General features: G+C 67.5%; 12 protein-coding genes and 1 pseudogene (1 of these 13 only partly in view). 3 read left to right on the forward strand and 10 right to left on the reverse strand.

The annotated features are described in order from the left end of the window. Nucleotides 1-675 carry the 3' portion of a benzoate/H(+) symporter BenE family transporter gene (locus M1L61_RS22850; protein WP_248854154.1) on the forward strand. 513 nt of this gene lie to the left of the window's left edge, so 675 of the gene's 1,188 nt are visible here — the last part of the coding sequence; its start codon lies off the left edge, out of view; it ends in the stop codon at nucleotides 673-675. A 6-nt stretch (nucleotides 676-681) separates the two neighbouring features. Here the strand turns inward: M1L61_RS22850 and M1L61_RS22855 are convergent, their stop codons facing one another. From M1L61_RS22855 to egtB, 4 genes are all read right to left on the reverse strand, one after another. Continuing rightward, nucleotides 682-1,455, reverse strand: a complete 774-nt coding sequence (locus M1L61_RS22855) for a DUF2628 domain-containing protein (RefSeq protein WP_248854155.1) — start codon at nucleotides 1,453-1,455, stop codon at nucleotides 682-684. A gap of 26 nt (nucleotides 1,456-1,481) precedes the next feature. Next, on the reverse strand, nucleotides 1,482-3,668 hold the full coding sequence (locus M1L61_RS22860; RefSeq protein WP_248854156.1) for a lytic murein transglycosylase: 2,187 nt from the start codon (nucleotides 3,666-3,668) through the stop codon (nucleotides 1,482-1,484). A gap of 84 nt (nucleotides 3,669-3,752) precedes the next feature. After that, on the reverse strand, nucleotides 3,753-4,727 hold the full coding sequence (gene egtD, locus M1L61_RS22865; RefSeq protein ID WP_191850359.1) for an L-histidine N(alpha)-methyltransferase: 975 nt from the start codon (nucleotides 4,725-4,727) through the stop codon (nucleotides 3,753-3,755). After that, on the reverse strand, nucleotides 4,724-5,995 hold the full coding sequence (gene egtB, locus M1L61_RS22870; RefSeq protein WP_248854157.1) for an ergothioneine biosynthesis protein EgtB: 1,272 nt from the start codon (nucleotides 5,993-5,995) through the stop codon (nucleotides 4,724-4,726). Before egtB ends, egtD begins: the two co-directional genes overlap by 4 nt. 150 nt (nucleotides 5,996-6,145) lie before the next feature. On the opposite strand from egtB, the gene M1L61_RS22875 reads away from it, so the two are divergent. Further along, on the forward strand, nucleotides 6,146-7,426 hold the full coding sequence (locus M1L61_RS22875) for a GGDEF domain-containing protein (RefSeq protein WP_248854158.1): 1,281 nt from the start codon (nucleotides 6,146-6,148) through the stop codon (nucleotides 7,424-7,426). A gap of 3 nt (nucleotides 7,427-7,429) precedes the next feature. On the opposite strand, the gene M1L61_RS22880 is transcribed toward M1L61_RS22875, so the two are convergent. Then, nucleotides 7,430-7,822 (reverse strand): YchJ family protein, encoded by a 393-nt coding sequence (locus tag M1L61_RS22880; RefSeq protein WP_197656857.1) that lies wholly within the window; start codon nucleotides 7,820-7,822, stop codon nucleotides 7,430-7,432. 102 nt (nucleotides 7,823-7,924) lie between these two features. Between M1L61_RS22880 and M1L61_RS22885 the strand changes: the two genes are divergently transcribed. Beyond that, nucleotides 7,925-8,704, forward strand: coding sequence for a TSUP family transporter (locus M1L61_RS22885; protein ID WP_029550807.1), 780 nt, complete (start codon nucleotides 7,925-7,927; stop codon nucleotides 8,702-8,704). A 105-nt stretch (nucleotides 8,705-8,809) separates the two neighbouring features. Here M1L61_RS22885 and M1L61_RS22890 read toward each other — a convergent pair whose 3' ends face one another. From M1L61_RS22890 to M1L61_RS22910, 5 genes and pseudogenes are all read right to left on the reverse strand, one after another. Further along, nucleotides 8,810-12,190 (reverse strand): SbcC/MukB-like Walker B domain-containing protein, encoded by a 3,381-nt coding sequence (locus M1L61_RS22890; protein ID WP_010487513.1) that lies wholly within the window; start codon nucleotides 12,188-12,190, stop codon nucleotides 8,810-8,812. Between the two features lie 16 nt (nucleotides 12,191-12,206). After that, nucleotides 12,207-12,908 (reverse strand): DUF4194 domain-containing protein, encoded by a 702-nt coding sequence (locus M1L61_RS22895; protein WP_005421303.1) that lies wholly within the window; start codon nucleotides 12,906-12,908, stop codon nucleotides 12,207-12,209. Continuing rightward, entirely contained in the window at nucleotides 12,895-14,364 is a 1,470-nt protein-coding gene (locus M1L61_RS22900) for a DUF3375 domain-containing protein (protein WP_010487509.1), read from the reverse strand. Before M1L61_RS22900 ends, M1L61_RS22895 begins: the two co-directional genes overlap by 14 nt. 112 nt (nucleotides 14,365-14,476) lie before the next feature. Continuing rightward, nucleotides 14,477-15,088: a GTP cyclohydrolase I FolE gene (gene folE, locus M1L61_RS22905; protein ID WP_004141296.1), complete on the reverse strand. Its 612-nt coding sequence runs from the start codon at nucleotides 15,086-15,088 to the stop codon at nucleotides 14,477-14,479. Nucleotides 15,089-15,276: 188 nt separating this feature from the next. Beyond that, nucleotides 15,277-16,399, reverse strand: a pseudogene (locus M1L61_RS22910) (IS3 family transposase). Nucleotides 16,400-16,684: the final 285 nt, after the last annotated feature.

Genomic DNA, 16,684 nt, shown 5'->3' on the forward strand with positions numbered 1-16,684 from the left:
TTCCCGCGCTATGCGGTCATCGCCACCCTGCTGGTCGGCATCGCGGTCGCGGCCAGCCGTGGCCTGCTGCACGCACAGCAGGTACAGCTGCAACTGGCGGTACCGCAATGGGTGACCCCATCCTTGTCCTGGACGGCGGTGGCCGGCATCGCCCTGCCCCTGTTCGTGGTCACCATGGCCTCGCAGAACATTCCGGGCGTGGCGGTGATGCGGGCCTCCGGCTACGACGCCCCGGTGTCGCCGCTGATCGGCTGGATCGGTGTGGTCAATACGCTGCTGGCACCATTCGGGGCGTACGCGCTGAACCTGGCGGCAATCACCGCGGCGATCTGCATGGGTCGCGATGCGCATGAGGACCCGGCACGACGTTATACCGCCGCCATGGCGGCAGGTGCCTTCTACATCGTCATCGGACTATTCGGTGCCACCGTGGCCGCGCTGTTCGCTGCGTTCCCGAAGGAGCTGGTGGCCTGCGTGGCCGGTATTGCGCTGTTCGGCACCATCGCCAACAGCCTGGCCAGTGCGCTGGCAGTAGAGCAGGACCGCGAGGCGGCACTGGTCACCTTCCTGGTCACCGCCTCCGGCGTCTCACTGGCCGGCATCGGTTCGGCGTTCTGGGGCCTGGTGGCCGGTGCGCTGTGCCTGCTGGTGCTGCGGCCGCGTCAGGGCCGCTGACCTGTCCTACCCCGCCAGTGCGGCGCCGACGGTGCTCAACACCACCGAGATGACGATGGCGGCCAGTGTGGCGACCACGCTGGTGCCGCCGCGTGCGGTCAGCTCGCTGCGCAGCCGTGCGTCATCGCCGCCGCTGACGGCACGGGCTTGGGCGATCAGGCGTTGGCAGTGTGCCAGGTACCAGGTGTTGCCAAAGGTGCCGGTGGTGACGCTGAGCGCGATGGTGATGACCAGCGACACGCCTTCGGGCACATCCAGCAAGGTCTCCACCACGCTGATCAGCAGCAGCAGGCCGACCCACATTGCCGCCAGGCGGTACATCCTGCGGTACATCATCCAGATCGGGCCGAGCAGGAAGGCCGGCCAGTGCCAGGTTCCACTGGCGGTGGCAATGCCCTGATCCAGCCGCCAGCGCTGGCGATAGATCGGGAAGTTGCCGCCGACCACGCTGGCGTACAAGGCCATCTCGCCCTCCAGCCCCGCGGCGGCAGCCGTATCCGGTGCAGCGGCGGGGGCTCGATACGGATCGGACGGATCGCCGACACTTGGCGCAACGACCTCAACCGGTGGGGCTGTGTCGATATCCGGAGCCGGCGCCATCTCGATGGGCGTTGAATCCTGTTCCAGCTCCGCCAAGGGGCGCCACGAGGGCATGCCTTCGCGCCACAGCAGCGTGCGTGCCGTCACCGTGCCATCCTGCTGCAGGCGACGCAGGGTGGCCAGGTCCACCGGTCCTTCGCTCTGCCTGCTGTTGGCGTACCACCACTGTGCGTCCTGCATGAAAACATCCTTGCTGCGTTGATTCGTTACCGGGTTACCGGTGTCCACGGTGCCGCGGACAATGTCTGTGACAGCACATGGCTGCCACCCGGCGGCAGGGTCACCACGTCGGGTCCGGCGTTGGCCGCTTCCAGGCAGACGTAGTCGCGCCAGCCCTCACCCACATCTGCCATCTTCGCTGCAGCCTCGGCACCGGGATTCCACGCCACCAGCGAGCGGCTTCCTTCCGTACGGATGTCGATGCGGCGTTTCAGCACCGGATCACGCAGGACATAGTGACCCTTGGCCTGCGTGTAGATGCGGTCGCTGCGCCCGGGATCACGGGGATCGCGCAACGTCCAGGCGCCCTGCTGCCGACGCGGCGTCGCATAGTTCTCGAACTTGTCCAGATAGTCCAGTCCGTCCACGCCGTCCACATCCACCGCGCTGGCATCACCCACGCGGAAATAGTTGTGCAGCGCCTGGGTGATGCTGGCAGGGGAACTGCCGACGTTCTCGGTGATCAGTCGCTGGGTCAACTGGCGGCCTACACGCACAGTCATCCTCAATCGCAGGTCCAGGCTCTGCAGCACCGGGGGTGCCAGCGTGAGCTCGATGCTGCCGTCGTCCAAGCGACGGGCCTGTTGCAGTTCCCACGGCACGGTACGGACGAAACCGTGGGCGGGCACGTCGTTGCCCTGGCCTTGGCGGCCGAAGTACGGCCAGCAGACGGGGCTGCCTCCGCGGATCGGCGTGGGCAGTTCGGCGCGCCGGGGGGACAGCCACATCAGATCCGGCTGGCCCTTGGGCACGAAGGAAAGCAGCTGGCCGCCAAACACACTGATGGCCGCGCTGGCGTCGCCGGTTTCCACCAGCCAGGCATCGAGCCCCTGGTACTGCCCGCTGCGTACACCCTGGATCTGCTGCACGTGGGATCGACTCCGTATGGCCGGCGATTGCACGGCACTGTAGTTGCTGGGAAGCATGAAACGCGTGGGCACCGGTGCAGTGCGCGCCGCGTTCTGCAGAGTGCGAAGGATACGCTGTCCCGCGCGCCCATCTGCGTTGGCCCAGCCCAGGCGCTGCTGCTCGACCTGGATAGCGCGACGCGTGGCCGTACCGATCATGCCGTCGGCGCTTCCGATGTCGTGGCCGCGGGCCAGCAGCAGGGTCTGCAGCAGGCGGCGCTCATCGCGGCCGATACCGGGATCATCGGTCGGCCAGGCCGTGGCCAGGCCCGTGCCGCCACGCAGCTGGTCGGCCAGCGTGGCGATCGCCAGCGCGTAGCTTTCGGCAGCGTTGTAGCTGTAGATCGCGTCGTAGTTGCGGAACACCAGCAATGCCGGGCCCTTGTTGCCGGCCGGCAGCAGCAGGGCGGCGCGCGCATCCGCCGGCAGGTTGACCGGAGCCAACGCGCTGCCATCCAGCGCGGTCACGCCCTGCGCACGCCAGTCGGCCAGGGCGCGACGCTGGGTGCGCCCCGCCTGGCTGGCGTTGAAGCCGGCAGGAACGCGAACTTCCATGCCCCACGGCTCTCCGCTGCGCCACCCGGCGCGCTTGAGGTAGTTGGCGGTGGACGCCAGCGCATCGGGAACGCTGCCGACCAGATCGCGGCGGCCATCGCCATCACCGTCCACGGCGATGCGTGCATAGGTACTGGGCATGAACTGCGTATGCCCGAAGGCACCGGCCCAGGAACCGGTGAGGCCCTGGGCCTGCAGGTCCCCGCGGTCGATCAGCTTGAGCAGCGCCAGCAGTTCACCGCGGAAGAAGGGTTGGCGACGGCCGGCGCAGGACAGCGTGGCCAGTGATTGCAGCAACGGGCGCTTGCCGAACACGCGGCCGTAGTCGCTCTCCACACCCCAGACCGCGACGATGGTGGCCGGATCGACGCCGTACTGCGCCGAGACCCGATCGAGCAGGTCGCGGTGCTGCTGCAGCATGGCGCGACCATCAGCCACGCGCTGGCGATCGACCAGCGCGGCCAGGTAGTCCCAGATCGGCGTGGTGAATTCGGGCTGCGCATCGAGCAGGCCGAGCACGCTGGGGTCCGGGGTGAGCCCGGCGGTGATCTCGTTGAAACGGTCGGGACTGATGCCTTGTGTCGCAGCGGTGGCCTGCAGGCCCGCCAGGCAGCGGCTGAAGGCCGGATCGACGGTGGCATTGGATGCTGCAGGCAGCACGGGGGGTGAGGCGAGAGCGGCCGCCAGGCCGAGCGTGGTCAGAATGGGCATGGCGTCCTCCGTGTTGCCGTTGCACGGCCATCTTAGGGGTAGCGGTACTGCTGAACCTGAAGGGGCACCGGCTGGCCGTCCGCCCTAGATGGCACGCAGCAGGCGCAGGCCGTAGGCGGGACTGTCGGCATTCCAGCGTTGCGTGACCTGCAGTCCCGCCTCCTGCAGCAGCGCCTCGAAGCTGTCGTCGGTGTACTTGTGGCTGTACTCCACACGAATCGGTTCGTCGGCCACAAAGTGGAAGGTCCGGCCATCCAGATGGACGTCCTGTGCCCGCTGGCTGACCAGATCGGTCTCGATGCGCAGCCGCGCGACGCTGTAGCGGGCACGATGACGGAAGCCATCGAGATCGAAGTCGCTGCCGATCTCGCGGTTGAGGCGCGCCAGCAGATTGAGGGTGAATGCGGCGGTGAGGCCCTGCGCGTCGTTGTAGGCCGCCTCGATCAGGGCCGGGTCCTTGTGCAGATCGATCCCGACCAGGGCCAGGCCGTCGCGCCCCATCGTCTGGCGCATCGCCAGCAGCAGGGCGACGGCGTCTTCGCCTTCAAAGTTGCCCAGCGTGGAACCGGGGAAGAACAGCAGTCGTCGCGCGGCCTCGCGTTCGGGCAGGGGCACGGCCACGGGATGGGTGAAGTCGGCACAGACCGGCAGCATCTCCACCTCGGGCAGCGCCGGTGCCAGATGGTCGATGCTGGACAGCAGCGCGGCGCGCGAGATCTCGATCGGGGTGTAGGCCACGGGGTTCTGCAGCGCGGCCAGCAGCAGCGCGGTCTTGCGTCCGCTGCCGCTGCCCAGCTCCACCACGTGCAGGCGCGGGCCAGCGGTGCGGGCGATGTCCGGCAGCACGCGCGCCAGCAGGGCCAGCTCGGTGCGCGTGGGGTAGTACTCGGGGGTCTGCGTGATCTGCTCGAACAGGCGCGAGCCGCGTGCATCGTAGAAGTATTTGGACGGCAGCTGGCGGGGCGTGCGCGACAACCCGGCCACCACGTCGGTGAGGACCTGCTGGCGGCCGGGGGTGAGATCGGTCAACGCCTGCAGCGCATCCTGCACCGTACTCATGCGAGGTCCCTGGCCAGACGCAGCCCGGAGAACTGCCAGCGCGCCGGTGGCATGAAGAAGTTGCGGTAGCTGGCGCGCACATGGCCGCGGGGCGTCACGCAGCTGCCGCCGCGCAGTACCCATTGCCCGCACATGAACTTGCCGTTGTATTCACCGAGGTTGCCGGCGAAGGGGCGGAAGCCCGGGTAGGCGCCATACGCGCTGTGGGTCCATTCCCATACATCGCCGAACAGCTGCCGCAGTCCACTGCCCTGCCCTGCCTGCGGGTGCAGCCGATCGTCATCGGCGAAATGGCCGCGCAGCGGCTGCGACGCGGCAGCGGCCTCCCACTCGAACTCGCTGGGCAGGCGCGCGCCGGCCCAGCGGGCGAAGGCATCGGCCTCGTAGTAGCTGAGGTGGCAGACCGGCGCGTGCGGATCCAGCTCGCGCCAACCGCCCAGGGTGTACTCGCGCTGCAGGGCGTCATCCCAGTACAGCGGATGCCGCCAGTCCTCGGCTTCACGCATTGCCCAGCCTTCACTAAGCCACCAGCGCGGCTCGCGGTAGCCGCCGGCGTCGATGAAGGCGCGGTACTCGGCATTGCTGACGGGACGCTCAGCGAGCGCATGCGCGGGGAGCAGCACGCGATGCGCCGGCGATTCGTTGTCGTAGGCGAAGGCGGCGTGCTGCGGCCAGGCTGCGGCACCGACGGTGACGATGCGCTCGGGTGATTCGATCCAGCCCTGCGCACTGGCAGCGCTGGCGGCAGGCTGCAGGTCCTCGCGGTAGGCGGGCTGCAACGGGTTGCACCAGAACGCATGCTTGATGTCGGTGAGCAGCAGTTCCTGGTGCTGCTGTTCGTGCTGCAGGCCCAACTGCAGATGCTGCAGTGCCTGCTCATCAAGGTCGCCTGCCGCCAGCCGCGATTGCACCTGTGCATCGACCTGCTGGCGGTAGTCGCGCACCTGCTGCAGCGATGGCCGCGACAGCAGCCCACGCTGCGGCCGGGCATGCGCCGGCCCGATGCTCTTGTAGTAGCTGTTGAACAGGTAATCCCAGGCGGGGTCATGCGCCGGTGCAGCGGTGAAACCCGCCAGCACGAAGCGTTCGAAGAACCAGGTGGTGTGGGCCAGGTGCCATTTGCTCGGGCTGGCATCGGCCATGCTCTGCAGCATGGCGTCCTCGGCGCTGAGCGGCGCGGCCAGTTGCATGCTGCGCGCACGCACCCGTGCGAACTGGTGGGCGAGATCGTGCTGCGGGGCAGCGACGGCGGCGGGTACGCTGTCCATGTGGGCAGCATCGGCGCTGGACGGTGAGTGCAATGTCATGGTTCAGCGTCACTTCGTTCACATGGATGAGCCTGCCGCATTCAAGAAGCCACCCCGCACGCCGCTAACGGCAATGCTGCGGCCGCGTCGTCACCGCGCTGGAATTCCTGCTTGCCCCTGCATCCGCTCCGCCAGCCTGCGCACTACCTGTTCGTGCTGCCCGCCCTGCTGGTTGCCGTGGTGGTATGGACCGCATTGGATACCGCAGACGTGGCCAGCCCGGCGCAGCGCATCCTGCCCTGGCTGCTGGCCTGCCTCGGTGCCGGCCTGGCCCTGCTCTACCATCAGGTACGGTCGCTGTGCCTGCTGCTGGTGGTGGCGGTCATGTTCGCGCTGCTGCACCAGGATGTCGGCGGCTACCTGCGCAACGGTCATGTCGGCGCGCTGACACCCCTGCGCTTCCATGCCATCTCGGCGTGGCTGCCATTGCTGTTCGCCGGCCTGTCGTTGTGGCCGGAGCGCGGGCGGCGCCGCCACGACCTGCTGTTGCGCTCCGTCGCCAGCGGTACGGCGCTGCTGATCTTCCTGCTGCTGGCCACGCAGCAGCCGCGCGGCATGCACGATCTGCTGTCGAACCGTCACTGGGCGTGGATCCCGGCCGACTGGAACGCGCTGGCGCAGCTGCCGGCGCTGCTGTTCCTGCTGGCCACGGCGGCGCTGGGTTGGCAGGCCTGGCGGCATCCGCGGCCGCTGCACACGGCGATGCTGCTGGCCCTGCTGTGCCTGTGGTGGATGCTGCCACGGGTATTCCTGCAGCCGGTGCTGCTGCCGACGCTGAGCAGCGCTGCCCTGCTGCTGATGCTGGGTGCGATGCTGCAGGAGTCCTTCCACATGGCCTTCCGCGATGAGCTGACCGGCCTGCCCGGGCGCCGCGCGTTCAACGATACCCTGCAGCGGGCACGCGGCACCTACAGCATCGCGATGGTGGACGTGGACCATTTCAAATCGTTCAACGATACCCACGGCCACGACACCGGCGACGACGTGCTGCGCCTGGTGGCCTCGCGGCTGGCGCGGGTCGGTGATGGTGGACGTGCGTTCCGCTATGGCGGCGAGGAGTTCGCGGTGGTGTTCCTGGACCGCCCGGCAATGGCCTGTGTCGATGCCGTGGAAGCCTTGCGGCAGAGCATCGAGGACACGCGCATGCAGCTGCGTGACCGCAGCACCCGCAGCCGCGACGATGACGCCGGGCGCCGGCAGCGCGGGCGCGGCGGCAGCGGACAGGTAGTGCAGGTAACGGTAAGCATCGGTCTGGCCGACACCCGCGTCGGTCCGCGGCCGGCGGCGGTGGTCAAGGCTGCCGACCGGGCGCTGTACGTCGCCAAGGACGGCGGCCGCAACCAGGTGCGCACCTATGCCGGGCAGGGCGTGCTGGCAGTACGCGGTGGCTGAGGCTCAGAGCGCGTCGAGGTAATACCAGCGGCCTTCGATGCGCAGGAAGCGGCTGTGCTCGGTCATCTTCACCGCGCTGCCGCCGCCCACCCGGTAGCGCGCGGTGAACCGGACCTCAGCGCTGTCGGCGCCGGTGACGGTGTGCTCGTGCACGGTCAGGCCCAGCCAATGCGTGCGCTGACCGGGCGCATCATCCAGCGACAACTCGGCCGGACGCGTATCCGGGTGCCAGCTCTGGCGCAGGTAGTCGGCCAGGCCCCGCACATAGGCGCTGTAGCGCGAACGCATCAGGCGCTCGGCATCCGGCGCGGCTTCACCGGCGTGGAAGCGGCCGCAGCAGGCGGCATAGTCGGCGGGCAGGCCGCAGGGACAGGGATCGGCAGGTTTTCGGCTCATATCAGCATTGTCGCCGGGTTGCGCGGATTGATCCACGCACGGCACAGGTCGCCGGGTACAGGACAGGCGTATGCTGTCGCGCCCCCACCTTGATTGATCGCCGTGCTGGAACTGGTTCCCCCTGAGTTGTGGTGGCTGGTGGTGATCGCCTTCATCGCCGGTCTTGTGGATGCCGCCGTGGGTGGCGGTGGCCTGGTGCAGCTGCCTGGCCTGTTCACGGTGCTGCCGCAGCAGACGCCGGCCATGCTGTTCGGTACCAACAAGTTCAGTTCGATGTTCGGTACCGGTGCGGCGGCCTGGCGCTATGCGCGCAACGTGCGCTTCCCGTGGAAACCGGTGCTGTTCGCGGCCGGTACGGCCTTCATCTTCTCCTTCGCCGGGGCCACGGCCGTAAGCCTGCTGCCCAAGGACGCGGTGCGCCCACTGGTGCTGGTGCTGCTGATCGCGATGCTGGGCTACACACTGTGGAAGAAGGACTTCGGCGCGTTGCACCGGCCGCAGGAGATCGGCCGCCGCGAACTGGTGATCGCGTTGGCGATCGGTGCGGCGATCGGGTTCTACGACGGCTTCTTCGGGCCGGGCACCGGCAGCTTCCTGATCTTCCTGTTCGTGCGCTTCTTCGGCCTGGATTTCCTGCGCGCGTCAGCGGCATCGAAGGTGGTGAACCTGGCGACGAATGTGGCGGCGATCTCATTCTTCGTGCCGACCGGCAACATCCTGTGGCTGTTCGCGCTGCCGATGGCGGCGGCCAACATCATCGGTTCGGTGGTGGGCACGCGCCTGGCGCTGAAGGGCGGCACGCCGTTCATCCGCAAGCTGTTCGTGGGGCTGGTGGTGGTGCTGATCGCGCGGATGGCGTGGGATACGTTCCGCGGTTCGTGAGGGACGTTATGAAATGGCAGGTGCCAACCTTGGTTGGCACATTGTTTCAGGTCGCGAAGAGCAGCCGAGCATGGCTCGGCCCTACAGGTGGATTGCCCGAGGCGCTCAGGCCTCGGCTTCTTCCGGTTCGTTGGCCTGCTGGCGGCTGCGCTCGGGCAGCTTCAGGCGCTTGCCTTCTTCGTCGTACTCGATCAGCAGCACGCCGGAGTCGTGGCGGCCGCTGATCTCGACGAAGCAGGCGCCGCCGATGAACGGTTCCAGCGTCATCACCGACTTCAGCGGGGTGGCGACCACCATCTGGAAGCCGAAGTTGTCGAAGATGTTCATCGCCAGCGCGGTGAACTCGTTATCGGCCTTGTCGAAGGCTTCGTCGAGCACCACTGCGGCGTAGCTGGGCAGCTGGCTGTCGGCACCACCGAGCTGGTAGCGCAGCGCGGCCGCCAGGCAGGTCGTGGCCAGCTTCTGGCGCTGGCCACCGGACTTGCCGGCGCCGCTGCGGTAGATCTCGACCTGCTGGCGCGTTTCCGCATCCAGCTCGACGCCGATGAACTCCACGTGCATGCGCACGTCCAGCACCAGCTCGCGCCAACGCTTGTCCTCGCCTTCCTGCGAGCCCAGGCGGTTGACCAGCTGGCGCAGCACGGTGAACTGCGATTCGGCCAGCTCGCGCTGCTCGGTCTGCTGCTGCGACAGCACTTCGCGCAGCTGCAGATGGAACTCGCCGACTTCCGGCAGGCGTCGGTCGTTCAGTTCGATGGTCAGCAGCGTGCCTCGGTTGAACGGCACCTGTTCCAGGCTGGCGTTCACTTCGTCCAGGCGCTGGCCGATCGACTTGCGGGCCTCGGCGCTGTGCCGCTGCAGGGCCAGCAGGTTGTTCTTGCTCTGGTTCTGCAGCAGGTCGAAGAAGCGCTCTTCGTGCTGCGGCAGGCCATCGCGTTCCAGGCGTTCGAGGCGCGCGAGGAAGTCCTCGGCCGAGGCCACCGAGACGGTGAAGTCGCCCGATTCCTCCGGCCACTGCTGGATGAAGCGACGGAAGCAGCCGATCAGCTGGTTCTCGATGCGGTTGAGGTCCTGCTGCGAGGAAGACAGCTGCTCGTTCAGCGCGTTGCTGACCTGGCGCATGTGCGCTTCCAGCGTTTCCAGGCTGAGCGGGCCCTGCTCCTGAAGGCGCTCGGCGAGGCCGGCTTCCTGCTCCTGGGCCAGGCTCGGCAGCACCAGCGCACGGCTCTGCTGGCGTGCGCGGTCAAGGCGATCGCGCTCCTTGACCAGCTGGCCGCGCTCGACACGCACGTCTTCATAGGTGCGGCGCGACTGTTCGATGTCCGCGCGCACCGCATCGATCTGCTTGGCCAGCTTGGCGAGGTCGGCATTGCCTTCGCGCAGGTCGCGCAGCGTCGCTTCGATATCGCTGAGGCGCTGCTGCGGGGCGGCGATATCGATCTCGTTCCAGCTGATGCTGACCAGCTCGTGGCAGGCCAGGCGGCGTTCGTTGTCGCGATCACGCTGGCCACGCAGGCGCGCGATGTCGGTCTCGCAGCCGGCGATGCGCTTGGCCAGTTCCTGTGCTTCACGCTCGAAGGCGCCGACCTTGTCGTGGTTGTTGAAGCCGAGAATCCAGCGACGGCGGTCACCCACCGCACTGCGGTCGTCCTTCTCGAAGCGGTCGCCCGGATGCTTGACCTGGCCTTCGCGGGTGATGCCGCGATCGACGTTGCGCAGCTGCTTGGCATCGACGCACTCGTAGTCGAAGCGCTTGCCAAGCTCACGGCGCAGCCAGCTTTCGAACACGTGCTCGCGCAGTTCCAGCTTGTGCAGCAGCGACTTCGCCGACGGCTCGCGCGCGAACGCATCATCGTTGCGGCGCACGCGGTAGTAGGTGAAGCGCATGCCCAGGTGGGTGCGGTTCACCCACTCGGCGACGTCGTTGTAATGCTTGTCATCGACCAGCAGCGACAACGCGAAACCGCCCAGCACGCGCTCGATAGCACCCTGCCAGCCCTGCTCTTCGGAACGGACCTGGATCAGTTCGCCAACGAACGGCAGCGCTGCTTCGGCGATGCCCGTTTCCTCGGCCAGGCGCGCGCGCAGCTTCTGCATCGGCGCAGGGATGTTGGACGGCGTGCGCTGCATCGCTTCGAGTTCCGCACGGACTTCGCCGAAGCGGCGCTCGTCATCGCGCTTGCCACCCAGGCGATCGCTGATCGCGTCGTCCAGCGCCGAAGAGGCACGCTGGCGGTCCTGCAGCTCGTTCTGCGCGCGCTCGACCAGCTCGGCGAAGCCGTGGGCGTCGTCCGGCAGTTCCGCCTGCAGCTGCTGCGCCGCCTGGCGTGCCTGCTCGCGCTTGGCCTGGCGGCGGTCGCGCTCGGCTTCGGCACGGCCCTGCTCGCGTTCCAGTTCCTCGATGCGCTCACCGCCCTGCTGGCGGCGCTGCAGTTCCAGCTCGGCCAGGCGCTCGGTGTGGTTGTCCAGTGCGGCACGGCGCTGGGCTTCTTCCCCGAGCAGGCCACGGTCACGCACGTCCATCTCGCGCAGGCGCGCTTCGATCAGCGCCTGGCGGCGGCTTTCACGGAAGCTGTCGACGCCGAGCTTGAGGGCTTCGTCGTCGCCGCGCCGGCGGTGCATTTCCTTCAGGTCGTTGTAGTAGGCGCGTGCCGGCAGCAGGGTCTCCACCTGGCGACGGGCGGTGACCACCGCCTGGTGCGCGCCATCGAGCTCGGCGAAGTCGCTGACCAGACGCTCGGCGGCGTCGAAGGTCTTCGGCGTGTCGAGCATGAAGTCGCGCAGGAAGACGTTGAGGTCACCCAGGTTCTTCGCCGACTGCGTCTTGTGCAGCAGGCGCAGCGCCATCTCGTTGTCGATGCCGAGCAGGTCGCGGAAGCGCTCGGCGTAGCCGGAGAAGGTGTCGAAGTGGTGCAGGTCGGACAGCTTCTGCTTGAGCTTGCGCAGGTCCAGGTCGAACCCACCAAGATCCTTGGCGATGTCGAACGGGCGCTCGGCAATCATGTAGTGCTTGCGCACGTCACCGGCCGAGGTGCCGTTGCCGGAGATCCACAGCAGGCGCACCAGGCTGACCACGCGGCCATCGCCGGCGCGGTATTCCAGCACCAGTGCGGTCCAGGTGGCGCCCTTGCGCAGGTACTGGGTGGCGATTTCGCCGGTGCCGCTGTCCTGCTGGTCAGCCCATGCGCCACGCACGTAGGACACCAGGTTGCGGTCGCGGCCACTGCGCTCGGCTTCACGCGCGGCGGCGTTGAAGTCAACGATGGCCGGCGGCGTCAGCAGCGCGGACATGGCATCGAGCAGGGTCGACTTGCCCGAGCCGGAACGGCCGACGAACAGGAAGCCGCGCTCGGCGATCGGCACTTCGGTCAGGCCGTTGAAGGTGCCCCAGTTGTGCACCTGCAGGCGGCGCATGCGGAACTGCTGCAGGCGCGGGTCCGGCAGGCCTTCGTTGAACAGGGCGGGAGTGTGCTTGGAGATAGCCATGCGATGGTCGGGTCTCTCAGGCCTCGGCGGCCGGGGTTTCGCGCAGCTGGCGGTAGACCGCCGAGAGCTGGGACACGTCTTCGGCGGAGAACAGCAGCTTCAGCGCCGGCGAGACTTCGTGGCGGTCTTCCTGGCCGCTGAGGCGGGTCAGGATGTGGTTGTCCTTCATCTTCTGCACCGCCGAAGCGACACGGCGGTTGAAGCCGGCGCGGTCGGTGGACAGGTTCTTTTCGTAGATGGCCAACGCTTCGGCCATCTCGGCATCGGCGACCACCGCGCGGTTGCCGCGCGCATCGGCCTCGGCCAGCTGCTGGCGAAGGTACAGCAGCAGCACCGAGTCGATGAAGGTCAGCGGCGAGGTGCGCAGCAGCACCGGCGCATCAACGTCTTCGGTATCGGCCTGGCGGGTGAACGCCACGCCGCTGTCACGATCGAGCACCAGTTCCAGGAACAGGTCCGCCAGCGACGAGCGGATGGCCGCCTCGCTGCGGATCAGCGCCGGCCACAGTTTGGCGTGGCGCAGCTGGTCGATGCTGGGGCCGATCAGCAGCTGGCACAGCGCGCGGCGTGCGTCCAGCGGCAGGCGCCCGGTATCGCCGAGGTAATACACGTCGTTGCCACGGCGGGGCTGCGCCACGGCCGCCACCGGCTCGGCCTCGTAGGCGTCTTCCGCCACGTCGGCCTGCGGTGCGTCGATGGGATCTTCATGCCAGCTCATGGCGTCTCTCCTGAGTGAACCAAACCAGCGGGATGCGGGCGCGACGGATCTGGCCGTCGCCACCACGCCATTGCGCAAGCTCCTGCTCGCCGGCAACCACGTTGCCGAAGCGCGTGCCCAGCGACAGGTAGCCGATGACGCTGCCGAGGCCCTGCGGCGCTTCGCGCTGCGACAGGGCCTGGGCGATGCTGAGCCGCGGCTGTGCATCGAGCAGGTCGTGCAGGTCGCGGCGCAGGGTACGGAAATCGATTTCGGACGAAGCGACCAGATCACCGACGCTTTCCAGGCTGATGGCCGCGGCGTCGTTGTATTCGACATTGCCATCGACCTGGGCACTGCGCGGATCGTGCAGCCTCCACTGCGACCACGAGCGCAGGCGGCTGGTGGTCAACTGCAGGTCACGGCCGATGCCACGCTGTGCGGGGAATTCGTCGCGCAGGGCCAGCGCTTCGGACTGCGCCTGCTTCAGCAGCTGGTTGAGGCGACGCTGTTCCAGGTAGCCACGGCTCTGCACGAAGCCGCGCAGGCTGCGCGCGAAGTTCTGCAGCACGTCGTGCACCTGGCCACCGCGTTCGAGCATGGTGCTGGTGAAGCTGCGCAGGAAGTTGCGTTCGTTGCGGTCCAGGCGGCGCGCAAAGCCACGCGCCAGCACCGCTTCCAGCGCGGCATCGAGCTGGGCGCTCTGCTCGGCGTCGTTGAGCAGGCGCCAGAACGCCTGGAAACTGCGCCCGGCGTCGCTTTCGCCGATGACATCCACGCCTTCGAACAGCTGCGACAACACGTCGCCGCGCTCGCCCTCGTCGTCGATGATGCGTTCGCGGAAATCGCGATTGAGCTGCTCGAAGTCATCGCGCACACGGCGGAAGTCCTCGGTCAGCTCGTCGGCCAGGCCGATGATCTGGCGGGTGCGTTCCAGCGCGCGCTTGCCGTCCAGCGCAACCACGCGGCCAGTGCCGACCCGGGCGATTTCGGCATCGATGCGGTCGCGCTCGTCGTGCAGCGCGGACAGGCGCGCATCAGGATCGGCTTCGGTCTGCGCAGCCAGCGCCGAGAGCTGCTCAATGACCAGCGCCAGGCGGCTTTCGGTAGCGGCCACGCGGGCCTGCTCGAGGCCGTCGGCGAAGCGGATCGCCTGCAGTGCGGCGGTGGACAGCTCGTACTGCTCCTGGTCGGCGCCTTCGGGCAAACGGCGTTCCAGCCAGCCCTGGGCCAGCCAGTGCGCGATGTAGGCCTGCGCGGTACGCGGCAGCTCGCGCGAGAGTTCATCGCCGGCCAGCTGGTCCAGCGCGCGCTGCAGGCGCTCGTTGAGCACCGACGAAGGCAACGTGCGCTCGCCGTCCATCAGCAGGCCCTGCAACAGGCCGATGATTTCCGGGGCGTGGTCGGCGGCAAGCAGCTTCCACTGGGGCTGTTCGCGCAGGTGGCGGTAACGGGCAATGCGTTCGCGATGCTTCATGCAGCGAAAGAAGTCTGTAGGGCTGACAGGGACGAGCCGCCATGCACGGCTGCCGCGGGGGCAGCCGTGGGCATGCCGGCCTGCAGGGGCCGGCGCGGTGCGGGCAAGCGGCTCAGCGCTTGCCGCCCACTTCGATGAAGCGCAGGAACTCGGCGCGGGTGCGCGCGTCGTCGCGGAAGCTGCCCAGCATCTTGGAGGTGACCATGCTGACGCCGCGCTTGTGGATGCCGCGCGTGGTCATGCACTCGTGGGCGCCTTCGACGACCACGCCGACACCGATCGGCTGCAGCACATCCTGGATGCACTGGGCGATCTGCGCGGTCATTTTCTCCTGCACCTGGAAACGACGGGCGTAGGCTTCGACGACGCGGGCCAGCTTGCTGATGCCCACCACCTTGCCGGCCGGCAGGTAGCCGACGTGCACGCGGCCGATGATCGGCGCCATGTGGTGCTCGCAGTGGCTTTCGTACTCGATGTCCCGCAGGACGATCAGTTCGTCGTAGCCGGCCACTTCCTCGAAGGTCCGCTCCATGTAGGCGCGCGGGTCGTCGCGGTAACCGCTGAACCAGTCGCCATAGGCTTCGGCGACACGGCGGGGGGTATCCAGCAGGCCTTCACGGGACGGGTCCTCACCGGCCCAGCGCAGCAGGGTGCGCACGGCATCCTCGGCCTGGTCCTGGGTCACGTCGCCCTGCGGGGCGGCCTTTTCGTTGTTCTTGCTCATTGCGTACAGCGTCCCGAACGGGGGGCGAGCATCGTACCCGACCGGGGGGTGGGTCGTCCTGTTGGGACGGTTCATCGGGGGTCGTTGCTGGCGCGTCGTTGCTATCGGATTGGAGGAGGAGAGGGGCTGCGCAGGACACGCCGTGAACCTGTGGTGGTCAAGTATTTTTGGACACTCCCAAAGGGAGTTCAGGCCACCTGCTCTTCACAAAGCGCAGGTGGCACAAGGCCGTTGGCACTGTGCGGCCGACGGTGGTTGTACCAGTCCACGAATTGCTCGATGTCTGCTGCAGCCTCCTGTCGAGTGGGGTATTTGGAGTAAAGCCACTCCCCTTTGAGGGTGGCGAAAACCCGTTCCACCACCGCGTTGTCCCAGCAGTTGCCCTTCCTGCTCATGCTTTGGGTGATGCCGTTGTCACGCAGAATTTCGGCCATGGCATGGCTGGTGTACTGCCGACCTTGATCCGAGTGGAAAAGTAGTCGCCCGTTGGGACGACGCTGTTTCAGAGCCCCACGCAGGGCTCTGACGGCCAGCCAGGCATCCCCTTCGTGAGAGTGGGCCCAGCCCACGATCCGTCGGGCAAACAGATCCACCACGATGGCCAGATAGAGCCAGCCTTGCTGGGTCGGGATGTAGGTGATATCCCCTGCCCAAACTTGGTCGGGTGCCTCCGGGTTGAATTGGCGTTCCAACACGTTGGGCGCGGTCAGTGCCTGCGGCCCCAGACTGTGGTACTTGTGCCGCCGGTGCTGCCGCGCCCTGACGCCGGCCCGGCGCATCAGCGTCCGGGCGCGGTAGCGACCCACTGGCAGGCCGCGATTGGTCAGCTCCCTGGCCATCTTGCGAGAGCCACAGCTCCCCCGGTGGGACTGATGAATGCGACGAACCAGATCAACCTGGGCCAGCAGTTCCCGGTCAATCCGGGCTCCCGGTGCAGCCAGGCGTAGTAGCTGCTACGGGGATAGTCCATCAACTGACACACCAACCGGATCGGAGCGACCTTCCCCAATTCCTGGATCACCTGTTCCGGTGATCGCTGTCCCGAATGAAGAAGGCGATGGATTTTTTTAGTAGGTCGCGCTCCTCCTTGAGCCTGCGATTCTGGGCCTCCAGCTCGGCGATTCTGACCTGGGCATCTACGGGCGGTGCCTCGGCCTGCGGGTCATGTTTTCGACGCCATTGCTCGATCCAGCGCCTCAGCGCCGTCGGGCCGACATCCATCAGCTGGCAGACGTCCCTGACTGTCTGCCCCTCCACAACCACAAGGCGAACCGCCTCGTCCCTCATGCCCTGAGTGATCTGCTTTGCCATGGGTCTACCTCGATGCTTGAAATTGATCCTATCGAGTGTCCAAGTTGATTAGACCACCACAACCCGTCCCTGGGGGCTCGATGGCGCCATCCATGGCGCCAACGGTCCTGCGCAGCCCCCTCTCCCCCTCCCTGACGTTTTCCTGCGGGCGCGGCCGGACCGCCCGAAAGCGGGGTCAAAAGCTTGGGTTCATGGCTTCGGAAGCGCCGCGCGACTGCGCGACTGCTGTGGTGGGTGCGAACCGTTGGTCCGCACAGCTTTGGCTTCTGCCCCTGCCTTTAAAGA

This window comes from Stenotrophomonas sp. NY11291, assembly GCF_023277365.1.
GTDB classification, from domain to species: Bacteria; Pseudomonadota; Gammaproteobacteria; order Xanthomonadales; family Xanthomonadaceae; genus Stenotrophomonas; species Stenotrophomonas geniculata.